General features: G+C 43.8%; 22 protein-coding genes. 10 read left to right on the top strand and 12 right to left on the bottom strand.

Annotated features, from left to right (window positions below; translation table 11 throughout):
* Positions 1 to 32 precede the first annotated feature (32 nt).
* From ACI882_RS12035 to ACI882_RS12020, 4 genes are all read right to left on the bottom strand, one after another.
* Complete coding sequence (locus ACI882_RS12035) at positions 33 to 392, bottom strand: hypothetical protein (RefSeq protein WP_411744454.1); 360 nt, start codon at positions 390 to 392, stop codon at positions 33 to 35.
* A 67-nt stretch (positions 393 to 459) separates the two neighbouring features.
* Positions 460 to 1,269: an undecaprenyl-diphosphate phosphatase gene (locus ACI882_RS12030; RefSeq protein WP_411746634.1), complete on the bottom strand. Its 810-nt coding sequence runs from the start codon at positions 1,267 to 1,269 to the stop codon at positions 460 to 462.
* Positions 1,270 to 1,315: 46 nt separating this feature from the next.
* Positions 1,316 to 2,017, bottom strand: a complete 702-nt coding sequence (gene tsaB, locus ACI882_RS12025) for a tRNA (adenosine(37)-N6)-threonylcarbamoyltransferase complex dimerization subunit type 1 TsaB (RefSeq protein ID WP_411746633.1) — start codon at positions 2,015 to 2,017, stop codon at positions 1,316 to 1,318.
* A 136-nt stretch (positions 2,018 to 2,153) separates the two neighbouring features.
* Complete coding sequence (locus ACI882_RS12020) at positions 2,154 to 2,849, bottom strand: hypothetical protein (protein WP_411746632.1); 696 nt, start codon at positions 2,847 to 2,849, stop codon at positions 2,154 to 2,156.
* Positions 2,850 to 3,891: 1,042 nt separating this feature from the next.
* Here ACI882_RS12020 and ACI882_RS12015 point away from each other — a divergent pair.
* Positions 3,892 to 4,071, top strand: coding sequence for a helix-turn-helix domain-containing protein (locus ACI882_RS12015; RefSeq protein WP_411746631.1), 180 nt, complete (start codon positions 3,892 to 3,894; stop codon positions 4,069 to 4,071).
* Positions 4,072 to 4,122: 51 nt separating this feature from the next.
* Complete coding sequence (locus tag ACI882_RS12010; protein WP_411746630.1) at positions 4,123 to 5,082, top strand: methyltransferase; 960 nt, start codon at positions 4,123 to 4,125, stop codon at positions 5,080 to 5,082.
* 6 nt (positions 5,083 to 5,088) lie between these two features.
* On the opposite strand, the gene ACI882_RS12005 is transcribed toward ACI882_RS12010, so the two are convergent.
* The 5 genes from ACI882_RS12005 to ACI882_RS11985 all read right to left on the bottom strand — a co-directional run bounded on the left by ACI882_RS12005 (position 5,089) and on the right by ACI882_RS11985 (position 12,443).
* Positions 5,089 to 5,823, bottom strand: coding sequence for a winged helix-turn-helix domain-containing protein (locus ACI882_RS12005; RefSeq protein ID WP_411743979.1), 735 nt, complete (start codon positions 5,821 to 5,823; stop codon positions 5,089 to 5,091).
* Between the two features lie 179 nt (positions 5,824 to 6,002).
* Positions 6,003 to 6,632: a uracil phosphoribosyltransferase gene (gene upp / locus ACI882_RS12000; RefSeq protein WP_411743980.1), complete on the bottom strand. Its 630-nt coding sequence runs from the start codon at positions 6,630 to 6,632 to the stop codon at positions 6,003 to 6,005.
* A 2-nt stretch (positions 6,633 to 6,634) separates the two neighbouring features.
* Positions 6,635 to 10,261: an ATP-binding protein gene (locus ACI882_RS11995; protein WP_411743981.1), complete on the bottom strand. Its 3,627-nt coding sequence runs from the start codon at positions 10,259 to 10,261 to the stop codon at positions 6,635 to 6,637.
* A gap of 3 nt (positions 10,262 to 10,264) precedes the next feature.
* Complete coding sequence (locus ACI882_RS11990) at positions 10,265 to 10,978, bottom strand: DUF4194 domain-containing protein (RefSeq protein ID WP_411743982.1); 714 nt, start codon at positions 10,976 to 10,978, stop codon at positions 10,265 to 10,267.
* Complete coding sequence (locus ACI882_RS11985; protein ID WP_411743983.1) at positions 10,962 to 12,443, bottom strand: Wadjet anti-phage system protein JetA family protein; 1,482 nt, start codon at positions 12,441 to 12,443, stop codon at positions 10,962 to 10,964. The genes ACI882_RS11990 and ACI882_RS11985 overlap by 17 nt, the downstream gene beginning before the upstream one ends.
* A gap of 384 nt (positions 12,444 to 12,827) precedes the next feature.
* On the opposite strand from ACI882_RS11985, the gene bcp reads away from it, so the two are divergent.
* From bcp to ACI882_RS11955, 6 genes are all read left to right on the top strand, one after another.
* Positions 12,828 to 13,310, top strand: a complete 483-nt coding sequence (gene bcp / locus ACI882_RS11980; protein ID WP_411743984.1) for a thioredoxin-dependent thiol peroxidase — start codon at positions 12,828 to 12,830, stop codon at positions 13,308 to 13,310.
* Between the two features lie 101 nt (positions 13,311 to 13,411).
* A complete protein-coding gene (locus ACI882_RS11975) occupies positions 13,412 to 14,065 on the top strand; it encodes a tetratricopeptide repeat protein (RefSeq protein WP_411743985.1) in 654 nt (217 codons plus the stop codon).
* Between the two features lie 51 nt (positions 14,066 to 14,116).
* Positions 14,117 to 15,097: an asparaginase domain-containing protein gene (locus tag ACI882_RS11970; protein ID WP_411743986.1), complete on the top strand. Its 981-nt coding sequence runs from the start codon at positions 14,117 to 14,119 to the stop codon at positions 15,095 to 15,097.
* Positions 15,098 to 15,144: 47 nt separating this feature from the next.
* The gene (locus ACI882_RS11965) at positions 15,145 to 15,534 is read left to right on the top strand and encodes a hypothetical protein (protein ID WP_411743987.1); all 390 of its coding nucleotides are present in this window, start codon (positions 15,145 to 15,147) and stop codon (positions 15,532 to 15,534) included.
* Entirely contained in the window at positions 15,534 to 17,873 is a 2,340-nt protein-coding gene (locus ACI882_RS11960) for an ATP-dependent helicase C-terminal domain-containing protein (protein WP_411743988.1), read from the top strand. Before ACI882_RS11965 ends, ACI882_RS11960 begins: the two co-directional genes overlap by 1 nt.
* A 75-nt stretch (positions 17,874 to 17,948) precedes the next feature.
* Entirely contained in the window at positions 17,949 to 18,362 is a 414-nt protein-coding gene (locus tag ACI882_RS11955; protein ID WP_411743989.1) for a diacylglycerol kinase, read from the top strand.
* Positions 18,363 to 18,377: 15 nt separating this feature from the next.
* Here the strand turns inward: ACI882_RS11955 and ACI882_RS11950 are convergent, their stop codons facing one another.
* Both ACI882_RS11950 and ACI882_RS11945 read right to left on the bottom strand, forming a co-directional pair.
* Positions 18,378 to 18,767 (bottom strand): hypothetical protein, encoded by a 390-nt coding sequence (locus ACI882_RS11950; RefSeq protein WP_411743990.1) that lies wholly within the window; start codon positions 18,765 to 18,767, stop codon positions 18,378 to 18,380.
* Between the two features lie 241 nt (positions 18,768 to 19,008).
* Positions 19,009 to 19,320 (bottom strand): ArsR/SmtB family transcription factor, encoded by a 312-nt coding sequence (locus tag ACI882_RS11945; protein WP_411743991.1) that lies wholly within the window; start codon positions 19,318 to 19,320, stop codon positions 19,009 to 19,011.
* Between the two features lie 136 nt (positions 19,321 to 19,456).
* Between ACI882_RS11945 and ACI882_RS11940 the strand changes: the two genes are divergently transcribed.
* Positions 19,457 to 19,891 carry an RDD family protein gene (locus ACI882_RS11940; RefSeq protein WP_411743992.1) on the top strand — a complete coding sequence of 145 codons (435 nt, stop codon included), beginning with the start codon at positions 19,457 to 19,459 and terminating at the stop codon, positions 19,889 to 19,891.
* A 71-nt stretch (positions 19,892 to 19,962) separates the two neighbouring features.
* Positions 19,963 to 21,426 carry a leucyl aminopeptidase gene (locus ACI882_RS11935; protein WP_411743993.1) on the top strand — a complete coding sequence of 488 codons (1,464 nt, stop codon included), beginning with the start codon at positions 19,963 to 19,965 and terminating at the stop codon, positions 21,424 to 21,426.
* A gap of 61 nt (positions 21,427 to 21,487) precedes the next feature.
* On the opposite strand, the gene ACI882_RS11930 is transcribed toward ACI882_RS11935, so the two are convergent.
* Entirely contained in the window at positions 21,488 to 22,096 is a 609-nt protein-coding gene (locus ACI882_RS11930) for a glutathione S-transferase family protein (RefSeq protein WP_411743994.1), read from the bottom strand.
* Positions 22,097 to 22,236 lie beyond the last annotated feature (140 nt).

The following is a 22,236-nucleotide window of genomic DNA, read 5'->3' as shown; positions in this document are numbered from 1 at the left end:
AATTTCCCCGATATTGTAGGGCAATACAGCGACTAAACGTAGACATCGACACCAAAAAGATCAGATTGAGCATTTTTAGCATTGCTCACGCCCTGCTGTGCCATTTGCTGATATTGATTAATGGGTTTATTAGCACTAGCACTAGCACCGTCACGGTTGGTCGCATAGGAGCCGTTTGATGCGCTACTAGAAGTGGGTGCACTCACAGGCGCGAATTGCGTGTTACTGGCAGTTTCTGTTCTATCTTGACTTACGGCCCGTGCGTCAGGTTTGTTATCAGCAGCCGGGCTAGGCCTTGCTTGAGCAGTTTCCGCTTGTGGTTGCTGCCTATTGGATGCAGCTGGCTTAGCCTGCGCGGCCAACGTAGGAATAGATGCGCTTTGTATTTGCATAATAAACTCAAGCCCGAAACTGTAATGACTCTACTCTAGCGCCGTTTTACTTTTTCGCCAGTACTGGTTACGAAAAGTAAACAAAAAACAAAATAGCGCCCAAAATAAGCCGATAAATGACAAAGGGTAAAAAACCAGCTCGTTCAATCCACTTTAGGAATAAAACGATACACGCCAATGCACTGAAAAATGAGATGACACTGCCATAGATCAAAGCAGAGAAGTCAAATTGTTCAGTTGATTGCACGATATCTAGACTAATTAACAAGCCAGCAGCTAGGATAATTGGGATCGACAATAAAAAACTAAAACGTGCTGCATCTGCTTTTTTCAAGCCGACCATTAACCCTGCCGTCATGGTTATCCCTGAGCGCGACGTACCCGGTATGAGTGCAACAGCCTGTGCGAAGCCAATCCAAACCACACTCTTAAGAGTTAGGTCGCTCAGGGTGTGTTGTTGCTTTGCTTTATGATCGGCATACCACAACAGCAATCCAAAAATAACCGTGGTACAGGCAATAATTAAGACACTATTATCACGGACAACAGTTTCAATGACGTCTTTGAGCAGCGCACCGAAAATCACAGCAGGAACAGTGCCCAGTACAATAAACCAACTTAAGCGAGCTAAGTGTACATCGTGAGGTTTTTTCATCAAACTCAGAGACCAATTCATGGTCATGGCAACAATATCTTTGCGAAAGTAAATCACGACAGCCAGTAAAGAACCTAAATGAACGGCAACATCAAACGCCAGCCCTTGGCGAGGCCAGTGCAGTAACTGCTCAGGCAATATTAAATGACCTGAACTTGAGATAGGCAAAAACTCGGTGAACCCTTGAATTAACGCCAGGACTATCCATTGAACTTCAGACATAGCTTCCTCTTTAAATAAAGTTTCATTGATAAGTCATCAATGAGTATTAACTGCCTACTTTGGGCTTATTATCCCAAGTAACGTTATCGCGCAAATAGGTTGGTAAAGCCAACTCCGGACTCACTGCAACTGACTTATCTTGCTGATACAGCGCTAAAGCGAGTTGCGCGGAATCGAGTGCGTTAGGGACCAAGATGTGAATGTCGGATGTTTCCACTGCTTCGGCAATTTTTGGGGAGAGTTCATAACCTGCTTTCCAGCCATTGCCTATTAGGGAGCTGCCATCCGATAACGTTTCAGTAATATGTTTTGGAGGTAATACCCTTTCAGCAGTATCAAGTTCTGGTACGCGTTCGTTGTTTAACTTATAAACTGCAAAATAAACTTCTGACATTCGCGCATCTAATGCTACCCAACTAGAAGCTATATTCTGTTGTGCCGCAGACCACGCCAACGATTGTAAGGTACTAACAGGAATAATTGGGCATTTGACGGCCATGGCTATTCCTTGCGCAACGCCAGCGGCTATTCGAATTCCCGTGAAAGAACCTGGACCCCGACCATATACCACTGCATCCAGTTGTTGAATGCTCATTTCTGCCTGAGTTAACAACTTCTCAACCTCAGTCAAAAGTATATTGGCATGCTCCCTTGGGCGGTGCTGATGAAAGGTATAATTTTGCTCTGGTGTCAGCAATGCAATAGAGCAATATTCACCTGAGGTATCAATAGACAGAATGTTTTTCATGATATGACTGCATTAGACGTAAATCGCTGAGGATATTATCACAAAATGATAAAAATACATGAACAATGGCGGGATTCGAGGTACCTATAAACAAAAAAGGCTGCATTCGCAGCCTTTTTATAAGTGAGAAGTGAAATTACTTCTTCTTAGCTACTTTCTTTGTTGCTTTCTTTTTAGCAGGCTTCGCGCTATTAGCTTTCTTTAACGCTGAAACTTTAGCTTTAACCTTTTTAGCGGTTGCGCTAACTTTGCTATCTTCTTTCTTTTCGAAAGCTTTTACTTTCTTCGCATCGGCTTTAGCACGAGCTGCAAGCCACTTTGCTTCAAAAGCAGCAGCGGCTTTTTCAAGTTCAGCTGACTTCTTAGACTCAAGATTTGACGCGAATTCAACGGCACGCTCACCCGCTTTTGCTTTTGCTGCTTCAACTGTTGCTTCAACTTCAGCAACTTTTAAGTTGAATGCTGCAGTCTTAGCAACACCTTTTGCTGCCGTCAATGCTGCACGTGCTTTATCAACAGCAGTTTTTGCAGCTTCAGCTTGACGCTTCACAGCGGCAGTTTTCTTTTTCTTAGCAACAGCGGCTTTTTTAGTCATTGCACTGCTAAGAGCTGTTTCAGCTTTCTTAACGCCAGCTGTCGCTTTTTCAACAGCTTTCGCTGCAGTAGTTACTGCTTTATTTGTTGCTGCAACTGGCTTCGTAGCCGCCGCTTTTTTAACTGGTTTCTTAGCCGCTTTAGGCTTAGATTTTTTCGCTACAACTTTCTTCTTTGTAGCGGGTTTAGTTGTTGTCTTTGGTCCGCGCTTTGCGGCTTTCTTCTTGGCAGCTGCCATAAAATTTCCCTCGTTTGTTCACGCACTGAAATGATCGAATAAAAATAAGTCATCGATGGAAACCTAATTTAGCTTCCTTAAATCAAATTGCAAACAAAATGAGCACAAAATGAGCAATTAATGTTAAAAAAGTACAAATTTTCTTCATTTAAAAGGCATATCTTACTAATTTCAAAATAATTGATAATATTTTTGAAATGTGTCGCTGTCAAAGTAGCAATCGCGTTCTAATTTAAAAGTTTAAAAAATGGTTAACTATTTCAAACTTTGAGCTTTAATTATTTGTGAAGTGTTCGCAGTTTTCGGCCCAGATTATAGACATATTAATCCACTAAATAATTAGCAGTTTCAGCGCTATACAAAAGAAGGAAATTCGCTAAATTTTGGTAGAATTCAACGATCTTGATTGCAATCAAATTTGGGTGTTGTAACTAGGTTATGTTTTGAATCTACTTAACTCAGATAATTCTAAATCTTTATTGGTATCTAAGGTGAAGTCTGCCTCGATATTTGTATGTTATTACGAGTATGTTTTTTTTGAGTTGTATCTTTATTGCGCCCAAGGGCATTCACGATTCAAGAAACGAGAAACGAGAAACGAGAAATGTTTCCTTAAAATCGACCAGCCTCGTCACTAAAAACGACAATCGCCCGAATAACATCCAGAATCTTACGTACAAACCATGTAATTGTGAGGGATCCAAATAAGTCGAAACTCAGCGCAATCAAGCAACTATCACGTTCTCCTGCCTTTCGAATATCAACTCTATTTATTATAACCAATTAATCTAATAGTTATTTCCCAACCAATGACTGTTCGGAAAGCGAGCAAAATGGAGGCTGCTTGAAAAATAGTCAGTTTTTTAGACTCTGCAGTCTTCCAATCTTTAGAATTCTAAATGCGAAATGAAATATATCGACTATATTCATTATTACTGTTGATCGTAGCAGCAGCAGTATGGTGACTACTCCCATGTGGGCTCTGCCCCATGATTTCGGACACTGGTTTCAGTGTCCGTTTTTTTTGCCCGGAGATAATTAAATGCCAAGTGAATTCTTAACCATTGAGCAAGCCGCAACTTTCTTGAATGTGTCGAACATTACGCTTAAACGATACTTACGTGAAAATTTAATACCTTCGTCTAAACAAAACGGTCAACCGTTAATCGACAAAGCGGCACTCGAGCGTTATAAGGCCATAAACGATCAGTTTAAACGCTGATTCATTGCAAGAGCTTTGTTACACTTATCTTTTTCTTATTAAGATATTCACATGCACCCAACACTACAAATGCTCGAACGCCATCGACCCGAGCTAGAAGCGGTTTCTTGTCATTATTTCGACGCTCCTGATTCAATTCCTTGGTTAAGCAATAATTCAAAGAGCTTCTCGCTTAATGCAATTAGCACGTCGCCGTTAAAACCCAAGCAAGCCACGTGGCCCACCGCTGAATTAAATGTTCTCTTTTACCCGAAAGCAAAGGAACGGCTACTTTGGTGGCTGTACCAAATTCAACAGTCATTAAGCGGTACGCAGCAGCTTTGGGTCGTCGGTGAGAATGATGGTGGTATCAAAAGCTTAGCGAAGCGACTAAAAGGTATGTTCGAATGCGAAAAAATAGACACTGCCAGACATTGTGCACTCTTTGTGCTCACACCTAAGCCAGGTGTGACAATCGAGGATTTCTGGACGCATTATCAACATAACGAGCTTTCTATTTCGGCATTACCCGGTGTATTTAGTGCAAAAAAACTAGATACCGGCACATCGGTACTCTTGGAGCATTTACCTGATCTGAAATCTGGTGATTTTTTAGAAATGGGCTGTGGCTCTGGTGTTTTGGCAGCAGAATTATTAACGAGATACCCACAAGCACACCTAGACACCTATGATGTTGATTTACTAGCGGTAGAGTCTGCGCAAGCAACGTTAAATGCCAACAAGCTAGCTCAACGCGCAAATGTTTATTGGTCGGCTGACGCAACCGCCCTGCCTCCAAAAACATATCAGGCTATTGTCACTAATCCACCTTTTCATAAAGGTATCCGCACAGAGTATGGCCCGACTGAGACTTTTTTTAGTCAGGCAAGTGATCGGCTTGTCCGTGGTGGCAAGTTAGTTTGGGTCGCGAATGACTTTTTGAATTATCAGACCATTATTAAAGCGCAATTCAAGTCTGTCACTGTCATCGCACAAACAAAAGGTTTTAAAGTATACGAAGCTATTAAGTAACTAAACTCAATAGCTAACATCACTCACAAAAAGATAACCTTTAGAGCGAACCGTTTTGATTCGGCGCGGGTGAATAGGGTCATCGCCAACTTTCGGACGGATTCTCGAAACACGAACATCAACAGAGCGGTCTTGACCGTCATATTCGATTCCGCGTAGCTGACTAAAAATCTCTTCGCGGGTTAACACTTCACCTGCATGACTGGCCAACAACCAGAGTAAATCAAACTCGGCGCTGGTCAGCTCAATTGTTTCTTTATTCAGCCAAGCTTCACGCATTGCGTTATCTATCGACAAATTGCCAAACTCCAATCGCTCACCTGAATTAGCCTTCTCTATTTCGGCATTAACTCGGTCTATGCGTCGCAAGAGAGATTGGCAGCGCGCTAAAATTAAGCGTTGTTGAGTTGAGCGCTGTATATAATCATCAGCGCCCATATCTAAGCCTAAGACTTGATCAAGTTCATCTAAGCGATGGCTCATTAAAATGATGCCACCGTTAAAAAACTTACGGCTCAGTTTGCAAATTGTTAAGCCTGACTCGCCGCGTAAATCGACTTCGATAAGGACAAGGTCTGGCGAATCTTCTCTAATTCTAGCTAAGGCAGCCTGTGAATCGGTTTCAATCTCGACCTGATACTCACTGCGAGTTAAATATTCACCCAATTTCTGCGCAAAACTAGCATTGTCATCGACAATTAAAATGCGTTTTTGTGCAATGCTGTCAGATTTGAATCCCACGAAGTAACCTACTGTTTCAATGTAACAAAAAAAACGCTGTGCGACCTTATTTAAAGAGTTCGGACCGCACAAACCTGACTTGTTAATCTAGTCGGTATTTCTTAAATTGCTAGGATTTCGTGAAGATTTGTTAATAAATGTGAAGCACCCTGCAATTGGTATTGCAGGGTAACACCTAATTATCGAGTACCAAACAACTTATCACCGGCATCACCTAAGCCCGGCACAATGAAACCTTGACGGTTTAAATGGTCATCAATGGTGGCAACATAGATATCAACGTCTGGGTGCTTTTCTTCGATAGCTTTAGCACCTTCAGGAACCGCAAGCAAACACAGACCCATAATTGAAGTACAGCCTTTAGCCTTTAACAGATCAATGGTGGCGATCATTGAACCACCGGTGGCTAGCATTGGATCAACAATGAGTGCTGTTCGTTCTGCAACATCTTCGACGACTTTATCGAAGTAATAAACCGGCTCCAATGATTCTTCATCACGATATAAGCCAACAACACTGACGCGTGCAGATGGAATCAATTGTAAGACACCATCCATCATCCCTAACCCTGCTCGTAGAATTGGCACAACCGTAATCTTTTTACCGGCAATACGGTCTACTTGCATGGTACTGCCATCCCAACCGGTAATATCGACAATATCTGTCTCAAGGTTTCGGGTCGCTTCGTAGGTAAGTAAGTTACCAATTTCCGATGCTAATTCACGAAACTGCTTGGTACTAATGCCTTCCTCACGCATGATGCCGACTTTATGTGCCAACAATGGGTGTTTAATTTCAATAATCGCCATAGTTATATCCCTTCTAGAAAGTCTAATTCTGCTTGTTTGCGAATCACTTTACGATGATTTGCCCATAATTCTTGAATTTTTTCGCGATTACATTGTTGACGGTCAACAAGTACCCGCGTTTGCAATTCGCCTCGCGCTTTGGCACCGCTAAGCGGTACTTTAGAAAATACGAACTGGTTAGAAATCATATCCATAAAAGGACCTGATTTACTGGTCGGCATTATAAATAACAATTGTAGTCCAAGACTTTCAGTCAAATAACGAATGACTTCTTTGGATCGCGTCTCATCCATTTTTGAGAAGGCCTCGTCTACCAACACCATGCGTAGGTGGCTGTCTCCTTCGTTGAATCGGAATGCCGACGTTATCGCTGCTGAGCGAATAATATAAGCGGGCGTTTCGAGCTGGCCACCAGAGCCTGTGCCATATTGAGATAAGGCAATAGGTTGCTTGCCTTCAGGCTGCTTATAAATTTCATAACTGCGATAGTTACGGTAATCGGATATTCGCTCTAACTCACGTAATGCCTTCTGCTCATCGACATCGAGTAACATGGCCATTAGCTGATCACGAATTTTACTCGAACGCTCAGTAAGTTGAGTATCAAATAGCGTCTTGCCTTCGCCAATAGACGGACTTTTGAATACCTCATCAAAGAAATGCCAATACTCTTTGAATTCGGGTACCCATTGATAATCGAACCAATATTTTTCCCGATCTGCACCAAAACGGTGATGCTCAAGCTCTTTGTTTAGGTTTTGCAGTACCCGCTTACCTTCACTGATCGAGTGATAAATGGCGTGGCACAGGTTCGTCACAAAGGCGCTATTAAAGCTTTCACGCAAATTCGCAAGCTGATCAACCTTTTCGACCAGTACATTGTTACGCAATCGGTTTAAGCCGTTGTCAATGGCTCGACGCAAGTTCACCATACCTCGGAAGAAATCTAAGCTATGAAGCTGGCCATAGTTCATTTCAATTTCAATGGCATCTTGCTGCTGACATTCTTGGTTATGTTCTTTGAGTAACATTTCCAATTCGTGCGCTTTGGTATTTAGCTCACTTTCTAATGACTTGCGTAAGTTTTCTTCACGTTCGGCATCGGTATCGGCGGCCTGCTCATCGGCGGCCAATAGGCGTGCATCGGCATCAAAGTTTGGCCAATACTCGACAATTTTACGTAAGTACTCTTCTTTTTCTTCTGAGCGCAGCTGAGTTTCTTCTTGACGCTCCGATAGGTCGGCACATTGTTTAGTGAGGCCAGCTATGCGTTCTTGAAGCTTGCCTTTTTGCTCGTTGTTATCGTTAAGCTTTTTATCAAGATCAATCAACGCACTCGAAACCTGTTTATACTCTTCTTCAATGCCTTGAACATCGCTTAAATCGAGAGACTTTAACGCTTGTTCAGCGGTTCGAAGCTCGCGATGCGTTTCAAGCATTTCACGCATCTGTTGGCCATGTTGCATGTGTGCCAGCTTATTAACCGCATTATAGAGCTGACGAATTTCTTCAACGCCAGCTTGTAAGTCGTTTGCTTGCTTAGCTAAATCGTTTAACTCAGACTTTTTCGCAGCAAGGGCACGCTCTCGTGCGCCTTGGCCAAATACTAAATCTGCAATAGGTACATCACAGCGATACATAGCATAAGCACCACTGCCTAGGCCCGCTGAGGTGACACCACGTCGAGTACCGCGTAGTTCTTGCGCGTCTTTGCATTGCTCTACCATGCCGTAACTTGCGGTCAAATAAGACTTGGCAATGGCATGATCAAACTTTAATAAATGGACTATTGAGTTAGCCGGTAACTTTATTCGCTGTGCGTCTTGCTTTGCTTTACTACCCTGAATGACCCGAGCACGGTTGTCACGCGGTAGTGCTCGTACAATGCTGATAGCTTCGGCTTCGTAATCGGGTTCTACCAAAATCGCAAAACGTGCACCGGCCATGTAGCCTTCTAAAGCCGACTGCCATTTCTCATCTAAAATTTCAACGTAATCACATAGGACTCGGGGATCGGCCTCTGGGCATTCGCGCTTTATTGCCTCTATGGCGATACGCACATGATGCGGATAATTAACTTGCGCTGACGCTAGACTGTCAATGTCTTGTTGCTTTCTTGATATATTTTGTCGCACTTGCATCAAGCGCTGTTCACGCCGATCGACCAACCGATGTGATTGGTCACGCAGTGAAACACCACTGGCCTGAACTTGCTCGTCAAACCACTGTTGACGCCATTCATTTAACAACGCCTGCTGTGCCATCGCACTATCAAGATGTGCTTCGAGCGGGCTGATATCGATCCAATCTTGATTCAATAAACTTTGGAAATCAACTTCAATTTTTGCTTGCTGCACCACCTTTTTGGCCATTTGGTGCAAGCCTTTATCATTTAAACCTTCAATCTCTGTGGCTAAAGATGATTTCAGTAATAACTGATGCAAAGTTGTACTGGCGGCTAAGGTTTGTTCTAAGGCGTGGTTTTGACGCAACAAAGGTTCCGCTTGCTTTTGCAACTGCGCAGTTGCTTCATTGACCTTGGTTTCAAAGCGGTCTTTATCTTGCAGGGCATCAACTCCACGGCGCTGTGCTTCTATGGAAACTAACTGGTCGTGTGTTTGTCGACGACGCTCGGAAGCTACTTCAATATCATTGATCAGCGACTCGTGATTATTTATAACTTTTTGCTGTTCTGATTTTACCAATAAGTAACGCTGTTGATCGGCTAAGTAACGTGATTTAGCCGCTACATAATCTGTAACATTGTAATCAATCCAGCGATCAACATAGCCTTCGCCTTGAGTTCGAGCACGCCCTAGCCGATCAATTATAGCTTTTAACCGGTTGGCTTCGGTTTCCATGCCGTTAATCGTTTTCATTAAATCGGAAACGGTACGAATGGCTTCGCCCAAATCTTTACGTTCAAGAATTTCTTGGGCGACAAAGCCGTCAATACTCTTAACAGGCTTGTAAGCCATAAAGCGAGAAAAAGCGCGCGCGGCATTCATGGCTTCACGTTCGCTTATGGCATCATTACGGCCTTTAAGTACCGCATAGAGCCGGCGTAGATATTGCTTTTTGGTGTCGTACTTTTCGACAGCAATTTTCTTAGTGCTCAGTCGGTTAACTATTTTGTCAAGCGGAACCACCTGTGAACGGCCATCGATGTCTTGTAAAAAATCTGCTTTCGTTAAAGATTCTCCTGGGCTGATGAAGTACGAAATGTCCGATTGACGAGCAATGGCCGTGGCGCCGGCTTTATCTAAAAATGCCGAGACACCGATAATGGCCGTAAATGGCTCTGCTGATTCTCCCTGTGTTGGGTGAAATACCGCAGCCAAATAACCCACGGTTGGGTCTAGTCGAGCGAATGAGCCATCATCACACCCGAGCACATAAGAGGCTAAGGTACGAACTTGCTTACCACGGCCACGCTGTGTTGATTCATCTTGGCCTGGGTTGTATTGAAACAAGGTATCGTGGGCGGCCGTCATAATAGTTTGCAAGGCATCGGCTGCGGTCGTTTTTCCAGAACCGTTACCACCACTGAATAAATTGATTGGCCCGAAGTCAAATTCCATGACCGGAATATTGCCCCAATTCACATAGATAAACTTCTTTAAATGCATGGGTTATTCCTTTTCAGTATCGGGTAGTTCGTCATTCATCGGCTCAACTGTAGCTTCATTGTTTTCTTCGTCGTTACCGACTGCGTGCTCGCTGGTTTCACCTAATAAAGCAGACAAAACATCGTCAGACACATAGCTGATAATCATGGGTCTAATACGGATCCATAGGTCGGTGCTGTCTTCGGTTAAATCTTGGTTTAACTGAATTAAACGCAGTTGCTTTAGACGTCTAAAAATAGCACGGCGGTCGGTTAATTGTTCAGGCAGAGTGCGCTTTAATAGGTTACGCAACGATAGCGTAACGTTTTCTATTGAAACAGAGACACAGCCTTGATCGTCTAGCTGCCCTTCTCTTAAAGCTCGGTCATATAAACTGCGTAGAATCAGAACCACGGCCACTTCATTTTGCGACAATCGAACTCTAAAACCGCCATTAAACGGCTGATCTAAGTGATCTGATAAGCCAGGTACTTCCGCTCCGGGCGGAAACAAACGTACAAAGTTGAAACGCTGATCATGGGCTAAACGAATCCCAACAATAGATAAATAGTCTTCAACTAAGCCCTTAAGTCGCACAAAGCGATCGTAGAGTACTTGTTCCGTTTGGCTCTCATCACGACACAACACGCCGTAGTCCATTAAGCGAATCAAAAGTTCAGAGTACTCACTCTGACTGATTCCGGCTTTTTCCAGTTGCTGTTCAATTTCCTGAAACAATTGGGGCTTCCTCTAATATATGTTCTGCGTCGTGAGTTAAACTAATTTCGAATAAATCGTGTTGATCAAAAAACTCACTGCGCACTGGGTCTTCATTGATGTACTTAACAACAAACTTAAATTCACTGCTTAATGAATTCGCACTACCGACTTCAATGGCATGCGACAGCGACAGTAATTCACTGGCTGTTTTAACCGGTAATGACGAGGTTTTAACTGTTTCACCGCGTGTAAGGTGAGACACCAAATACTGTCGAACTTGATTATCATTAATTAAAAAAGCTTGGTCTAACCATTGCTGAACCATTAATTCTTTACGGGCGCCTTGATCAAAGTCTTCAAGTCGATCTTCTATGACATCGAGCTGATACTCTCGTCGCACGCGTCGATTGTGTAGCCGAATCATCGAAGGATCTAAATAACCCAATTGCGGCACAGACATTCGCTCGCTGGCCAACTCAAGTAATCTACTTTGCTCGTCTAACGGCTTTTCAACAAATTGCTGACACACCTGAACCATATCGTTATGGCTTGAACTTGAAAGGTAGTTCATTTGCCGAATAATCAGATCGGCTCGTTTGGTAAAACCTTGTAAGGCGCGGCGTAATGCAGGCAACATGATGTCACTGGCGGCCTGCAAGCGAGTTTCAATACTCTCCAATATTATCCATAAAACGGATTGATTCTCTTGTACTAATTCTGGCAATAACTCGCGGAGTCGGCGTTCGGCTCGCTGCTTAAAGGCTGTATCTTTTTTACGTATCTGATGAATAATCTCAACAATATGGTCACGATATTTTTCAACGTTATCGGCCGACAAACGAATCGCTAAGTCGGGCTGAAAACGGCGCTCCATAAAATCGAAAAAATCTTCGGTTGCCTGTTGCACCATGGCGTGAGTTTCCATCTGCCGAACTAACGAGCGCTTTCGCTCATCTAACTCAGCAATAATGTCTGTGAAATCACTAATGATGCTTTCTGAATATTCCCAAGCATCGAGTAAATCGTAGGCTTCGCCATTTTCAAAAAATGAATTCATGGCATTACGTACATTACGCGTATTTCTGTGGCGAGTACGCACTGAAGATGTATCGGTTTGTACAAAAGGCTCGGTAAAGGTTCGGCCCATACGGCTAAAATTAAACGAGCTTTGTAAGTTGGCTTCATCGACCTGTTTCTCAAGCCAGCCATGGTCTAGCAACTGGGATAACATCCAATTAGCTTTTTCACGATTTGTACGAAAACGGCCTTCAAATTCGTCATCTTCACTGGCAAGCACAGGCGATCGCTCTAATGCGGCACTGAAGGTATCTATAACATCGTCACGGTTTAAGGCATGGCCATAATCGGCACTGGAGCTTGCATACAGCCGCCGATACAGCTCTTTTAATGCCTCAACAATTTGCTCACGGTATTTGCTGGTCAGCGGTCTAAAAAACTGCTCACGCATTTGGTCAAAAAACATTCAAGCTCTCTGCAATATCAATCACTTAGCGGAAATCGCCAAACGCCCCAGCATACAGCAATAAAAGCGCTAAGACGAGATTCGAACGGCGCTCAGCGTAGAATTATTCGAACCCTTTTTACCCTACTTTGTAGCGAATCGTCCTTTAGGTACTGTGGTTTGTTACGGATTGACTAAAGGGCTATTTTTTACAAGTCGTTCAAGCACGTCCATGTGACACTCCACAGCGAGATCCCTCTCGCTGAGGCTTGTTAAAATTAGCCCTTTGGCCAACCCTCATTCCGTGGCACTTTTAGAATTGGAGACTCATAAGGTACTGGTGATTGAGCATTAGGTCTTCTCACGTTAGTCTATGCGCAACACTTTATTAAAAGGACTCCACTCATGGCATTACCTCCATTGCAATTACCGACTGTTGGCAAGGCCGCGCCAGCTTTTACTACTGTGAACCAAGCGGGAGAGAAAGTTTCTTTGTCAGGGCTTAAAGGCCAAAAAGTAGTGCTCTATTTCTACCCAAAAGCCATGACACCCGGTTGTACCACGCAAGCCTGCGGTATCCGTGATACCCAGAAAGACTTTGAGAAGCGCAACGCCCTAGTGTTAGGCATTAGCCCAGATGCCCCGGCTAGATTGGTCAAATTCATAGACAAACATGAGCTTAATTTTGACCTTTTGAGCGATGAAGACAACAGCATTGCGCAAAAGTACGGTGTGTGGGCGCTGAAGCAATTCATGGGTAAAGAGTATGTGGGTATCCACCGGCTTACCTTTATTATCGATGAAAAGGGCAAGTTGGTGCATATTATGGAAAAGGTAAAAACTAAGTCGCATCATGATGATGTGCTAGCTGTTTTAGATTCTCTATAAGCAAAATCACTGCTGCCGCTGCTAAATGAACGGGCAGTAGTGATCTACTTCGAGAGGGTAATCGTATTCAATTGCTGTAAACTTTTTGCACGAAGCCGACTATGAAAGCACTCTATATTGTTTTAGCATCATCTATGCTCACTTTTCTCGCTACCCCAGCCTTGGCTTGGGATAACGATGATATTGATGCAGCTTGGCGCGCAAATGACCTTGATAGCCTGCGGGCTTTAGCCCAAGGAGAAGGTTTTTCGGCTTTATATAGCCATTACCGCATTGCCTTAATTGCACAAGAACAAGGCGATAAGAAACTCGCCAAAAAATCACTCGATATTATTACGGATCAATTAGAAGACAACTACCAAAATGCTGATGAAGCCGCGCTTTATTACAATAGTGTCGGGCTTACCATTGCACTGAAACCTTGGACTGCCGCTTTTGCCATTAAAAAAGCAACCCAAGCGCTTGAATACAGTGAAGCCCTTACCCCGAATCATGCTCCAACCCTAGTCGCGAATGCCGTCGGTTTATTAAACCGCCCTGCTTTTGCTGGCGGCGATAAAGACCAAGCCTTAATCTATTTTGAGCAAGCACTGGCGCGTTATCAACAACAGGAAGCTTGGGGCTATGAAGATGCCCTGCTGTGGCGAATAAAAGCCTTAGATGCCACAGACAAAACAGAATTAGCCGTAGAACAACTCAAGCTGCTGCAGCAAAAGTACCCCAATTTTGTCGCCGCTCAAGAACTAACATTGTAATTACGGCCAACTTCGTTACCATTTCCAATTATTTTTTGAAATTGGATCACGATGGCGCACTTTTTAATCATTAACACGGGCGGAACCATTGGAATGGTTGAAGGCCCTCGTGGTTTAGCACCCTGCTCTGGGGTCATTGAACAAACAATGAGTAATGCTGCTGACCTACAAAATTGGCGTAAGCATCAACTCAGTTGGATTCAATGGCAACCACTGCTTGATTCGTCCGATTTATCGCCGCAACACTGGCTAGACATTAAAGCCTCAATTGAAGCGACAGCGAATGTCGATGGGGTATTGGTTATTCACGGAACAGACACCCTGTCTTACAGTGCCGCCGCATTAAGTTACTTATTAGCCGACACTGCCATTCCCATTGTGATTACCGGCTCTATGTTGCCTATTGGTGCTGTTCAGACTGACGCTATTTCAAATTTACAATTGGCGTTAACTGGGTTAGAAGCAAAGCGACCTGAAGTAATGGTTGCCGTCGGCACGTCGTTATTACCTGGCGCAAAAACCACTAAAGCGACAACTTTTAAGCACCAGGCGTTTATTGCCAGCCAATGGCAAGAATCAGATTGGCAAAAACCATTGTCGCGTCCTCTGCCTTCACCCAACCCTTTTGCAGATATACACCAATGGCGGCCCACTGCTATTGGTGTTTTCACCCTATTTCCTGGATGCCCCCTTGATGGCCTAATGACCATGGTTGATCGCTTTTATCGGGCGATTATCATCAATGCATTTGGTAACGGTAATGCCCATGACAGTGATGCCTTTAGACGCATATTAAATCGAGCTGCGGAGAAGAAAATCCCTGTGTTTATTCGCAGCCAATGCCTTGAAGGCCATGTCAGTTTTGGTAAATATGCCGCAGGCGCTATGTTTCAAGACTGCGGAGCCGTAGAATGTGGGCACATGAGCTTTGAAGCGGTTATCACTAAATTACAGCTACTCGGCTCCACCATTACAAATTCAGATCAACTGGTTACTTTATTCAAACATCCGTTTAGTCGAGAGTGGCAATAGTAAAATACTCAAGCCAATCCAACAGACAACTTAAAAAGAGAGATACCATGACGACCGAAATTTGGAGCCCTGCATCGAATGATGAAAGCGTACCAGCCAATGCCTTAAAGTCGGCCCTTGAAATTATTCAAGCTGAGACCTTTCCAAAAAAACCACCTGCAGAAGTCAAAGTTCTTCAGTCTTGGATGAGCCGGCCTTATTCACTTTGGGGTGATGCCTTGAGTAGCTTTGATATTGAACAACTCAATTATCTAGTACGTTTTTTTACACTAGCAGAAGCTACTTGGTCAGACTGGTTTGGCGGTGATAAAAACCCAGCCATTTGGGCCAGCAAAGAGCTTAAAAAACAACAAGCTTTCCCCGACAAAGCATTCATAGAATGGATACGGGCAAACACAGACAACCGCTTTATCCCTTATGGTAATGTTTTAGGTTAATGCCCGCTTCACTACCCATTGATTCAATTAAAACCGATGTCTTAACTGCTTGGCAACGAGGTGGTTGTATCGTTGCTGCGCCTCCGGGCTCTGGCAAATCGACTCAACTGCCGCTTTGGGGCTTATCACTGGCGAATGAAAAAATTTACCTACTTATTCCCAAGCGTATTGCGGTCAAGTTAGCCGCTCAGCGCCTTGCTAGCAACTTAGGTGAGCCCGTTGGTCAAACGGTAGGTTACCAACTGCGGCACGATCGCAAGACCAGCCAACAAAGTCGAATAATTGTGACGACATACGGTAGTTTCTTACAAATGCTACTTAATAATCCTGACTCAATTACCAACAGCACCGTGATTATGGACGAATTCCATGAGCGTGGATTAGATCAAGACATAAGCTTTGCACTGATTCAAGAAGCAATTGAATTACTGGATGAGTCAGTGACACAAATTATTATGTCCGCGACGTTAGAAATAAATCAGCTCCTTGCACTCACAAAGCTGCCACTGATTTCTTCGCCAGGGTTTAGCCACCCTATTGATATTCAGTATAAAAAACTAGCCATTCAACGCTCTGATTTGTTTGCTGAAGAAATCAAAAAACAATGGCAAGGTTCCAATTCGCACATATTAGTTTTCTTACCTGGCCTTAAAGAAATAAGAGCCTTAGAGCGAAACCTAAACAGCACCATCCCGGTTTTAGTACTACATGGACAGCAACGCGATACACCAAATCTGACTGTTTTAGAGCATGCCCCCGCTACGGTTATTTTAGCCACCAACATTGCCGAGAGCAGCATTACCCTAGCCAACGTTCACACCGTGATTGACAGTGGAATGGAACGCTACGCCAGTACTCACCCAATAAGCGGTTTGCAAACATTGAAGTCACGCCGTATTAGTCAAGCAAGTGCCACTCAGCGGGCAGGCCGTGCCGGTCGATTAGCGCCGGGCACCGCCATTCGCCTTTGGAGTGAAGAAGAGCACAAATCACTTATCCCTTATCAACCGGCTGAAATAACACAAACAGATTTAACGCTCGCATTGTTGCAGCTCACGCTCTGGGGTACGAGCTTTGATCAGGCCGTTTGGCTTACCAAGCCCGATGCGAACCGAGTGGCAGCAGCGCAGGTAAAATGTGAGCAATGGGGTGCGATTATTAAGGGTCAGTTATCCATACATGGTGCAGAAATGCTCAAGACGGGTTTGGAACCAGGCTTAGCGCATTTTGTTGTTTTATCTAAACAACACAAGTGTTTAGAGGCCGCAATTTGCTTTGCCGCGACCTTGTCTATTGCACCAGAATTACTCGAAGATGCATTCACTCGAACCACACTACCAAACCACCCCGAAATTCAAAAGGAAGCCAAGCGGTTAGCAAAACGACTAGAAGTAGCTTTAGCGAAGCAATTTACACCCATCCGAGCAGGCACGCTCATACAAGCTTTTCGCCACCGACTTATTTATGCGCCCAAACAACAAACAGCCAAAATGCTCGACGGTGCCGCTGTTACGCTTGCCCAACCCAGCTCAAGTGAGTGGTCACTCATGCTCGATGGCCATCGCAATGAACAAGGCATCCGCGTTTTTAATGCGCTGGCACTTAACCAAGCTAGCGTTTTAAACGCCCTCGAGGTTGAGCAAAAAGTCACCTTTAAGCCTGAACAAAAGCAAGAGTTCTGGTTGGTTGAAGAGTTAGGCACTCTCGTTCTTTCCGAAAAGCCCATTCAGCCTGATCATCAACAAAAGAAGCAAGCTTGGCTAGGTTACATTCAACAAGTTGGTTCAGCGGCCATTCCGAATAACCCGGATATTAAAGCGCTAGAAAATCGCTGGCGCATTGCCAAGCAACAGCATACCGATTGGCCTCAATGGCCTGCAAAGGATGACTGGCTCGATATTGCCAGCCCTTTTCTTGATAGTCTAACTAAGCTCGCTCAATTAGATAGCTACACGGCATTGAAGAATTGGCTCGGCTATAGCCAATTAAGTTTACTTGATCAGCTGTGCCCAAAAAACTGGACTTGCCCAAGTGGGCGCGCTGTTGAACTTGACTATCAGCCCGCGCAACACAAAGTAACGGCAAGCCTAAAGCTTCAAGAAGCATTTGGCTTGGCGAACCAACCACTGGTAGCCAATACGCAATTCGTCACCTTAGATTTAACCGCACCCAATGGTCGACCTGTCGCCAGCGTGAGTGATATTAAGTACTTTTGGCACGAAATATACCCACAAGTGAGGAAAGAATTGCGAGGCCGATACGCCAAACATCCATGGCCAGAAGACCCGCTAAACTTCAAAGCCACAGCAAAAACTAATCGACAACTTAGAGCTACCTAAAAACTTACCTTGCCAGCGCAGTGAGAATCTATAAGATACGCGCAAACAAACCAAAGCCCTTAACTGCTACTTAATATGAATGAAGACGTTCAAAGCAAAACCGACGAAACGATTCCTGAGAAAAAACCAATTGGGCTAAAACGCCTAGTTAGAGCAACTCAATACAGTTATCGCGGCCTAATTGCGACCGCGCAACACGAAGAAGCCTTTCGCCAAGAACTGTTATTATTGCTCGGCGCATTTTTATTAATGCCACTTTTCGCTACCAGCTGGTTCCATGCGGTTGCTTTAATAGGCTCGGTCATCATGATTTTAATCGTGGAATTGCTCAACAGCGCTATTGAAGCCATTGTGGATAGAGTGGGGTTAGAATTTCATGAGCTGTCTGGGCGAGCAAAAGACATGGGCTCTGCTGCTGTTTTTTTAAGTATCACGCTCGCGGGGATGGTTTGGTCGGTTTCAGTTATTCAGTGGTTTTTACATCACTAACTATAGCTAACAACGTTAGCTATTAGGATAAGTGGCAAACTCTAAATAAGGCCACATAGTCGAAGGACGATCTTCAACTCGTTCTATTTCACCTAGGTTCTGCTCTAAATACGCCATAATTGTCATGGCTATCTCAAATTCGCTGGTTTCATTCAACCCTTTAGTATTAATTGCGAAACATAATCGGCGACGAGTACGCATTTGAGCACGAATACTTACATTTTCTGAGGCGAATTGATCGACATATCCTTTTAGCTTTTCAGGATGTTGGACATCTTTAGATAGGGTAAGCCACCAAACTCGCTCCCAACAATTAGCCGCTAAACGAATTCGTGGCGGCATTGGAGGATAAGCCTTTGGTGAATAGGATGGCGTACGAATTCTGCTGACTTTGGCTTCAGTCATTTAATTGGCCTCGATACTGAAAATAGGTGTCCATCCCTGTATTGAATAAATAATGTACTACAATTACTGAAACACAGGCTATTTGTCAAACTAAACAGCGTTTACTTTGCATTCAACTGACGAATCCGTGATATAGGTCTAAAAATGAGCAAGAAAAGCAGCCAAGAACCTTACAAACCGCCAAAAATAGTAGGTTTATATGCAGTGAGTAGGGTTCGTGCTGAAAGAAAGGAGTTTTAGCTTAAGGTGCACAATATAAATTATAAAGCACCGATATTATCGCTTCAGCTTGGGGGCTGGCGATTGAGTAATAAACTGTTTGAGCTTCTTTACGAATTTTGACCATATCATCTTTGCGTAAACGAGCTAGATGCTGAGATAAAGCAGACTGGCTCAACGGGATGCGCTCGTTCAACTCTCCGACGCATTTTTCACCCGAAATGAGATTACATAAAATCAATAAACGACTTTCATTACTTAGAGATTTAAGCAACGCAGCAGCATCTGAAGCATTAGCTTCGAGCATCTCTATGGGTAGATTTTGCGTGTCCATAATACTCATCCTGATTTAAAGTTGCCATTTTACAAGAATTTACAGATTAACACTATGATAAGTATCACTAGAAACTTGGCTTTGTTTATTTAATCCCCTATCCTGCCCGCAAATTGTAAAAATTAAGGCAGCTACGGTGACCCGAAGCGATGAACGAGCGCACTTACATCGAATAATAGGGAGTGTTATTTACGATTGGCTGGTGCTACTTGGCCTCTTAATGATTTTCGGATTTATTGGTGTTGCGGTTAACCACAGCCTAACAGGCGAGGAGTCTATCAAGCCAAACAACCATTTGTTTCAGCTTTATATTCTTGCCGTTGTTGTTTGTTACTATACCTATTTTTGGCAGCGCTCAGGCCAAACAGTGGGCATGAAAGCTTGGAAGTTAAAGCTGCAATCTATTGATCAACAACCCATTAACTTCAAACAAACTTGTATCCGTTTAATTGTCGCGATGCCAGCTTACTTACTTGGTTTACTGGGTATATTATGGGTTTACACCCCTACTGCGCGAACATGGCAAGGTATAGCCAGTGGTACGCAACTTATTTACATACCTAAAAAGTAGTATTAAATTTAATAACGTTACTCCACACACAAGACGGGCATAAGTACCCGCTTAACATTTGGAATATTATAATGAAAATCACCTATTCAAATGCCTCTTTAAAAAAAATCCCTCAGCACCTAATGGTGGCATTCCATTTTGAAGACGCTGACACCCTTAGCTTTTCAGCGCTAAAAGAAAGCCAATCGAATTTGATAGATACTCTAGTAGACAACAAAACCATTAAATCTGATTTTGGCACCGTTACCCCCTTAATTGGTCATGAAGGCTTACCTTGTAGTCACGTGGTGGTCATTGGTTGTGGCAAGGTAGAAGGTTTTAAAGAAGCAGAACTCATCAAAACAATGGCATCCGTTACGGCCGCGATTAAAAGCAGCTCAGCTGAGTCTCTCGCACTCTGCCTTGACGATTTAACCACATCTAACCGTGATGCACGTTGGTGTGCTGGAAAATGCACCGAGACAATCCTTACTGGGCTGTATGAATACGACACAACGAAAAGCGTCAAGGCAGACCCTTCTACTTTGCAAGAAATTCACTTTATCACTGAAGAAAGTGACCTAGACCAGGTTATTTTAACCGGCAAAGCTGTTGCCCACGGTACCAATATTGCTCGTGAACTCGGCAACTTACCGGCTAATATTTGTGATCCGGCTTACCTAGCAGAACAGGCGGTTAACTTAGCCGATGCTTATGATGAAGTAGAAGTAGATGTACTTGAAGAAGCTGAGTTAGAAGCAATGGGCATGGGTGCTTTTATGGCGGTATCTCGCGGTAGCGAAAAAGCAGGCAAAATTCTTGTCATGAAATACAACGGTGGCGCGGCAGATGAAAAGCCTCACGTCTTAGTCGGTAAAGGCTTAACCTTTGACACCGGCGGCTACAGCTTAAAGCCACCAGCAGGTATGGAAGAAATGAAATGGGACATGCTGGGCGCTGCGTCAGTCATTGGTACCATGAACACCATTGCTGAGTTAAAGCCTAAAATCAACGTCATTGGCGTTGTTGCCACTGCAGAAAACATGATCAGTGGCGGCGCGACTCGCCCTGGCGATGTTGTGACTTGCTTGAACGGTAAAACCGTTGAAATTATTAACACCGACGCCGAAGGCCGTTTGGTTTTATGCGACACATTAACCTATGTTGAGCGCTTTGAGCCGAAAACGGTTGTCGATATTGCAACCTTAACGGGTGCCATTGTTATTGGCCTAGGTCACCACGCAACTGGTGTTTATTCAAATGATGAAGTTCTGCAGCAAAAACTTATTAGTGCTGGCCAAGCTAGCTGGGACCGTGGCTGGCCAATGCCGCTTTGGGACGACTATAAAGATCAGCTGAAATCACCTTACGCCGATATGCGTAACGTCGGTACTCGTGCAGGCGGTTCAATTACCGCAGCGGTATTTTTAAGTGAATACGCCAAAAACTACAAATGGGCACACTTAGATATTGCAGGTACGGGCTGGTCATCTGCTAAAGAAGGCGCATCAGGTCGCCCAGTGGCGATGTTGACTCAATATCTTTTGAGCCAATAAACCGGTATTACACAAAAAAGCACTCAAATGAGTGCTTTTTTCATTTGCGGCTTAAATATTTTTAACCAAAACTAATGGCTTTAATATAAGCGGGTCGTTGTTGGACTTTTTCAAGATAAGCTAGGGTATGCGTTTTACCTTCAAGCAATTTTGCGCGCTTTGCCATTTCTAAGCTAATCGTCATCATAATATCGGCGGCCGTGAATTCACTGCCTGCAAAGTAAGCTTGCTTGCTCAATGTTGTTTCGATATATGAAAAATCTACATGCGCTTCTTTGGCTATATATCCATCCATGGGTTGCTTGCCATCGCGTGTTTCTGCTCTCATCAGGCCACTCATAATAATCGGTAACGCCAAAGAGCCTTCTGCAAAATGGCACCAAGACATATAGTCATAATATTCTGCAGAACCGAGCGGTGGCCGCAATCTATGCTCGGAATCTTGATCAATAATATACTCAACGATAGTGCTCGATTCACATAAGGTGATTGGTCCGTCAATCATCACCGGCGCTTTTCCGAGTGGGTGGACGGCTTTTAGGCTATTGGGCGCTAAATAAGTTAGAGAGTCGCGCTGATGATCGACTCTAGTGTATGGCGTACCTAGCTCTTCAAGCAGCCAAAGAACTCGCTTTGATCGCGACCGATTTAAGTGATGAATGGTTAACATTGAAGCCCTTATAACAGTAATTTGGTTTAACCTCCCTACCCTAACTTAAAGGTATGGCAGGTTTTGAATGGGTTAACTGCATAATACCTTACTAGTTTCCAATGTATGCGCCCATGGGTAACATTGGCTAAAATTAGTAG

Origin of the sequence: Reinekea sp. (genome assembly GCF_046710285.1) — a bacterium.
Lineage (GTDB): Bacteria > Pseudomonadota > Gammaproteobacteria > Pseudomonadales > Natronospirillaceae > Reinekea.
Note: the sequence above shows the minus strand (reverse complement) of the source record. Positions and strands in the feature narration are given on the sequence as shown.

Excerpts from the sequence above, each read along its gene's own strand:
- ACI882_RS12035 (WP_411744454.1), bottom strand. The coding sequence starts at position 392 with ATGCAAATACAAAGCGCATCTATTCCTACGTTGGCCGCGCAGGCTAAG.
- ACI882_RS12030 (WP_411746634.1), bottom strand. The coding sequence starts at position 1,269 with ATGTCTGAAGTTCAATGGATAGTCCTGGCGTTAATTCAAGGGTTCACC.
- tsaB (WP_411746633.1), bottom strand. The coding sequence starts at position 2,017 with ATGAAAAACATTCTGTCTATTGATACCTCAGGTGAATATTGCTCTATT.
- ACI882_RS12020 (WP_411746632.1), bottom strand. The coding sequence starts at position 2,849 with ATGGCAGCTGCCAAGAAGAAAGCCGCAAAGCGCGGACCAAAGACAACA.
- ACI882_RS12015 (WP_411746631.1), top strand. The coding sequence starts at position 3,892 with ATGCCAAGTGAATTCTTAACCATTGAGCAAGCCGCAACTTTCTTGAAT.
- ACI882_RS12010 (WP_411746630.1), top strand. The coding sequence starts at position 4,123 with ATGCACCCAACACTACAAATGCTCGAACGCCATCGACCCGAGCTAGAA.
- upp (WP_411743980.1), bottom strand. The coding sequence starts at position 6,632 with ATGGCGATTATTGAAATTAAACACCCATTGTTGGCACATAAAGTCGGC.
- ACI882_RS11995 (WP_411743981.1), bottom strand. The coding sequence starts at position 10,261 with ATGCATTTAAAGAAGTTTATCTATGTGAATTGGGGCAATATTCCGGTC.
- ACI882_RS11985 (WP_411743983.1), bottom strand. The coding sequence starts at position 12,443 with ATGTTTTTTGACCAAATGCGTGAGCAGTTTTTTAGACCGCTGACCAGC.
- bcp (WP_411743984.1), top strand. The coding sequence starts at position 12,828 with ATGGCATTACCTCCATTGCAATTACCGACTGTTGGCAAGGCCGCGCCA.
- ACI882_RS11975 (WP_411743985.1), top strand. The coding sequence starts at position 13,412 with ATGAAAGCACTCTATATTGTTTTAGCATCATCTATGCTCACTTTTCTC.
- ACI882_RS11970 (WP_411743986.1), top strand. The coding sequence starts at position 14,117 with ATGGCGCACTTTTTAATCATTAACACGGGCGGAACCATTGGAATGGTT.
- ACI882_RS11965 (WP_411743987.1), top strand. The coding sequence starts at position 15,145 with ATGACGACCGAAATTTGGAGCCCTGCATCGAATGATGAAAGCGTACCA.
- ACI882_RS11960 (WP_411743988.1), top strand. The coding sequence starts at position 15,534 with ATGCCCGCTTCACTACCCATTGATTCAATTAAAACCGATGTCTTAACT.
- ACI882_RS11955 (WP_411743989.1), top strand. The coding sequence starts at position 17,949 with ATGAATGAAGACGTTCAAAGCAAAACCGACGAAACGATTCCTGAGAAA.
- ACI882_RS11950 (WP_411743990.1), bottom strand. The coding sequence starts at position 18,767 with ATGACTGAAGCCAAAGTCAGCAGAATTCGTACGCCATCCTATTCACCA.
- ACI882_RS11945 (WP_411743991.1), bottom strand. The coding sequence starts at position 19,320 with ATGGACACGCAAAATCTACCCATAGAGATGCTCGAAGCTAATGCTTCA.
- ACI882_RS11935 (WP_411743993.1), top strand. The coding sequence starts at position 19,963 with ATGAAAATCACCTATTCAAATGCCTCTTTAAAAAAAATCCCTCAGCAC.
- ACI882_RS11930 (WP_411743994.1), bottom strand. The coding sequence starts at position 22,096 with ATGTTAACCATTCATCACTTAAATCGGTCGCGATCAAAGCGAGTTCTT.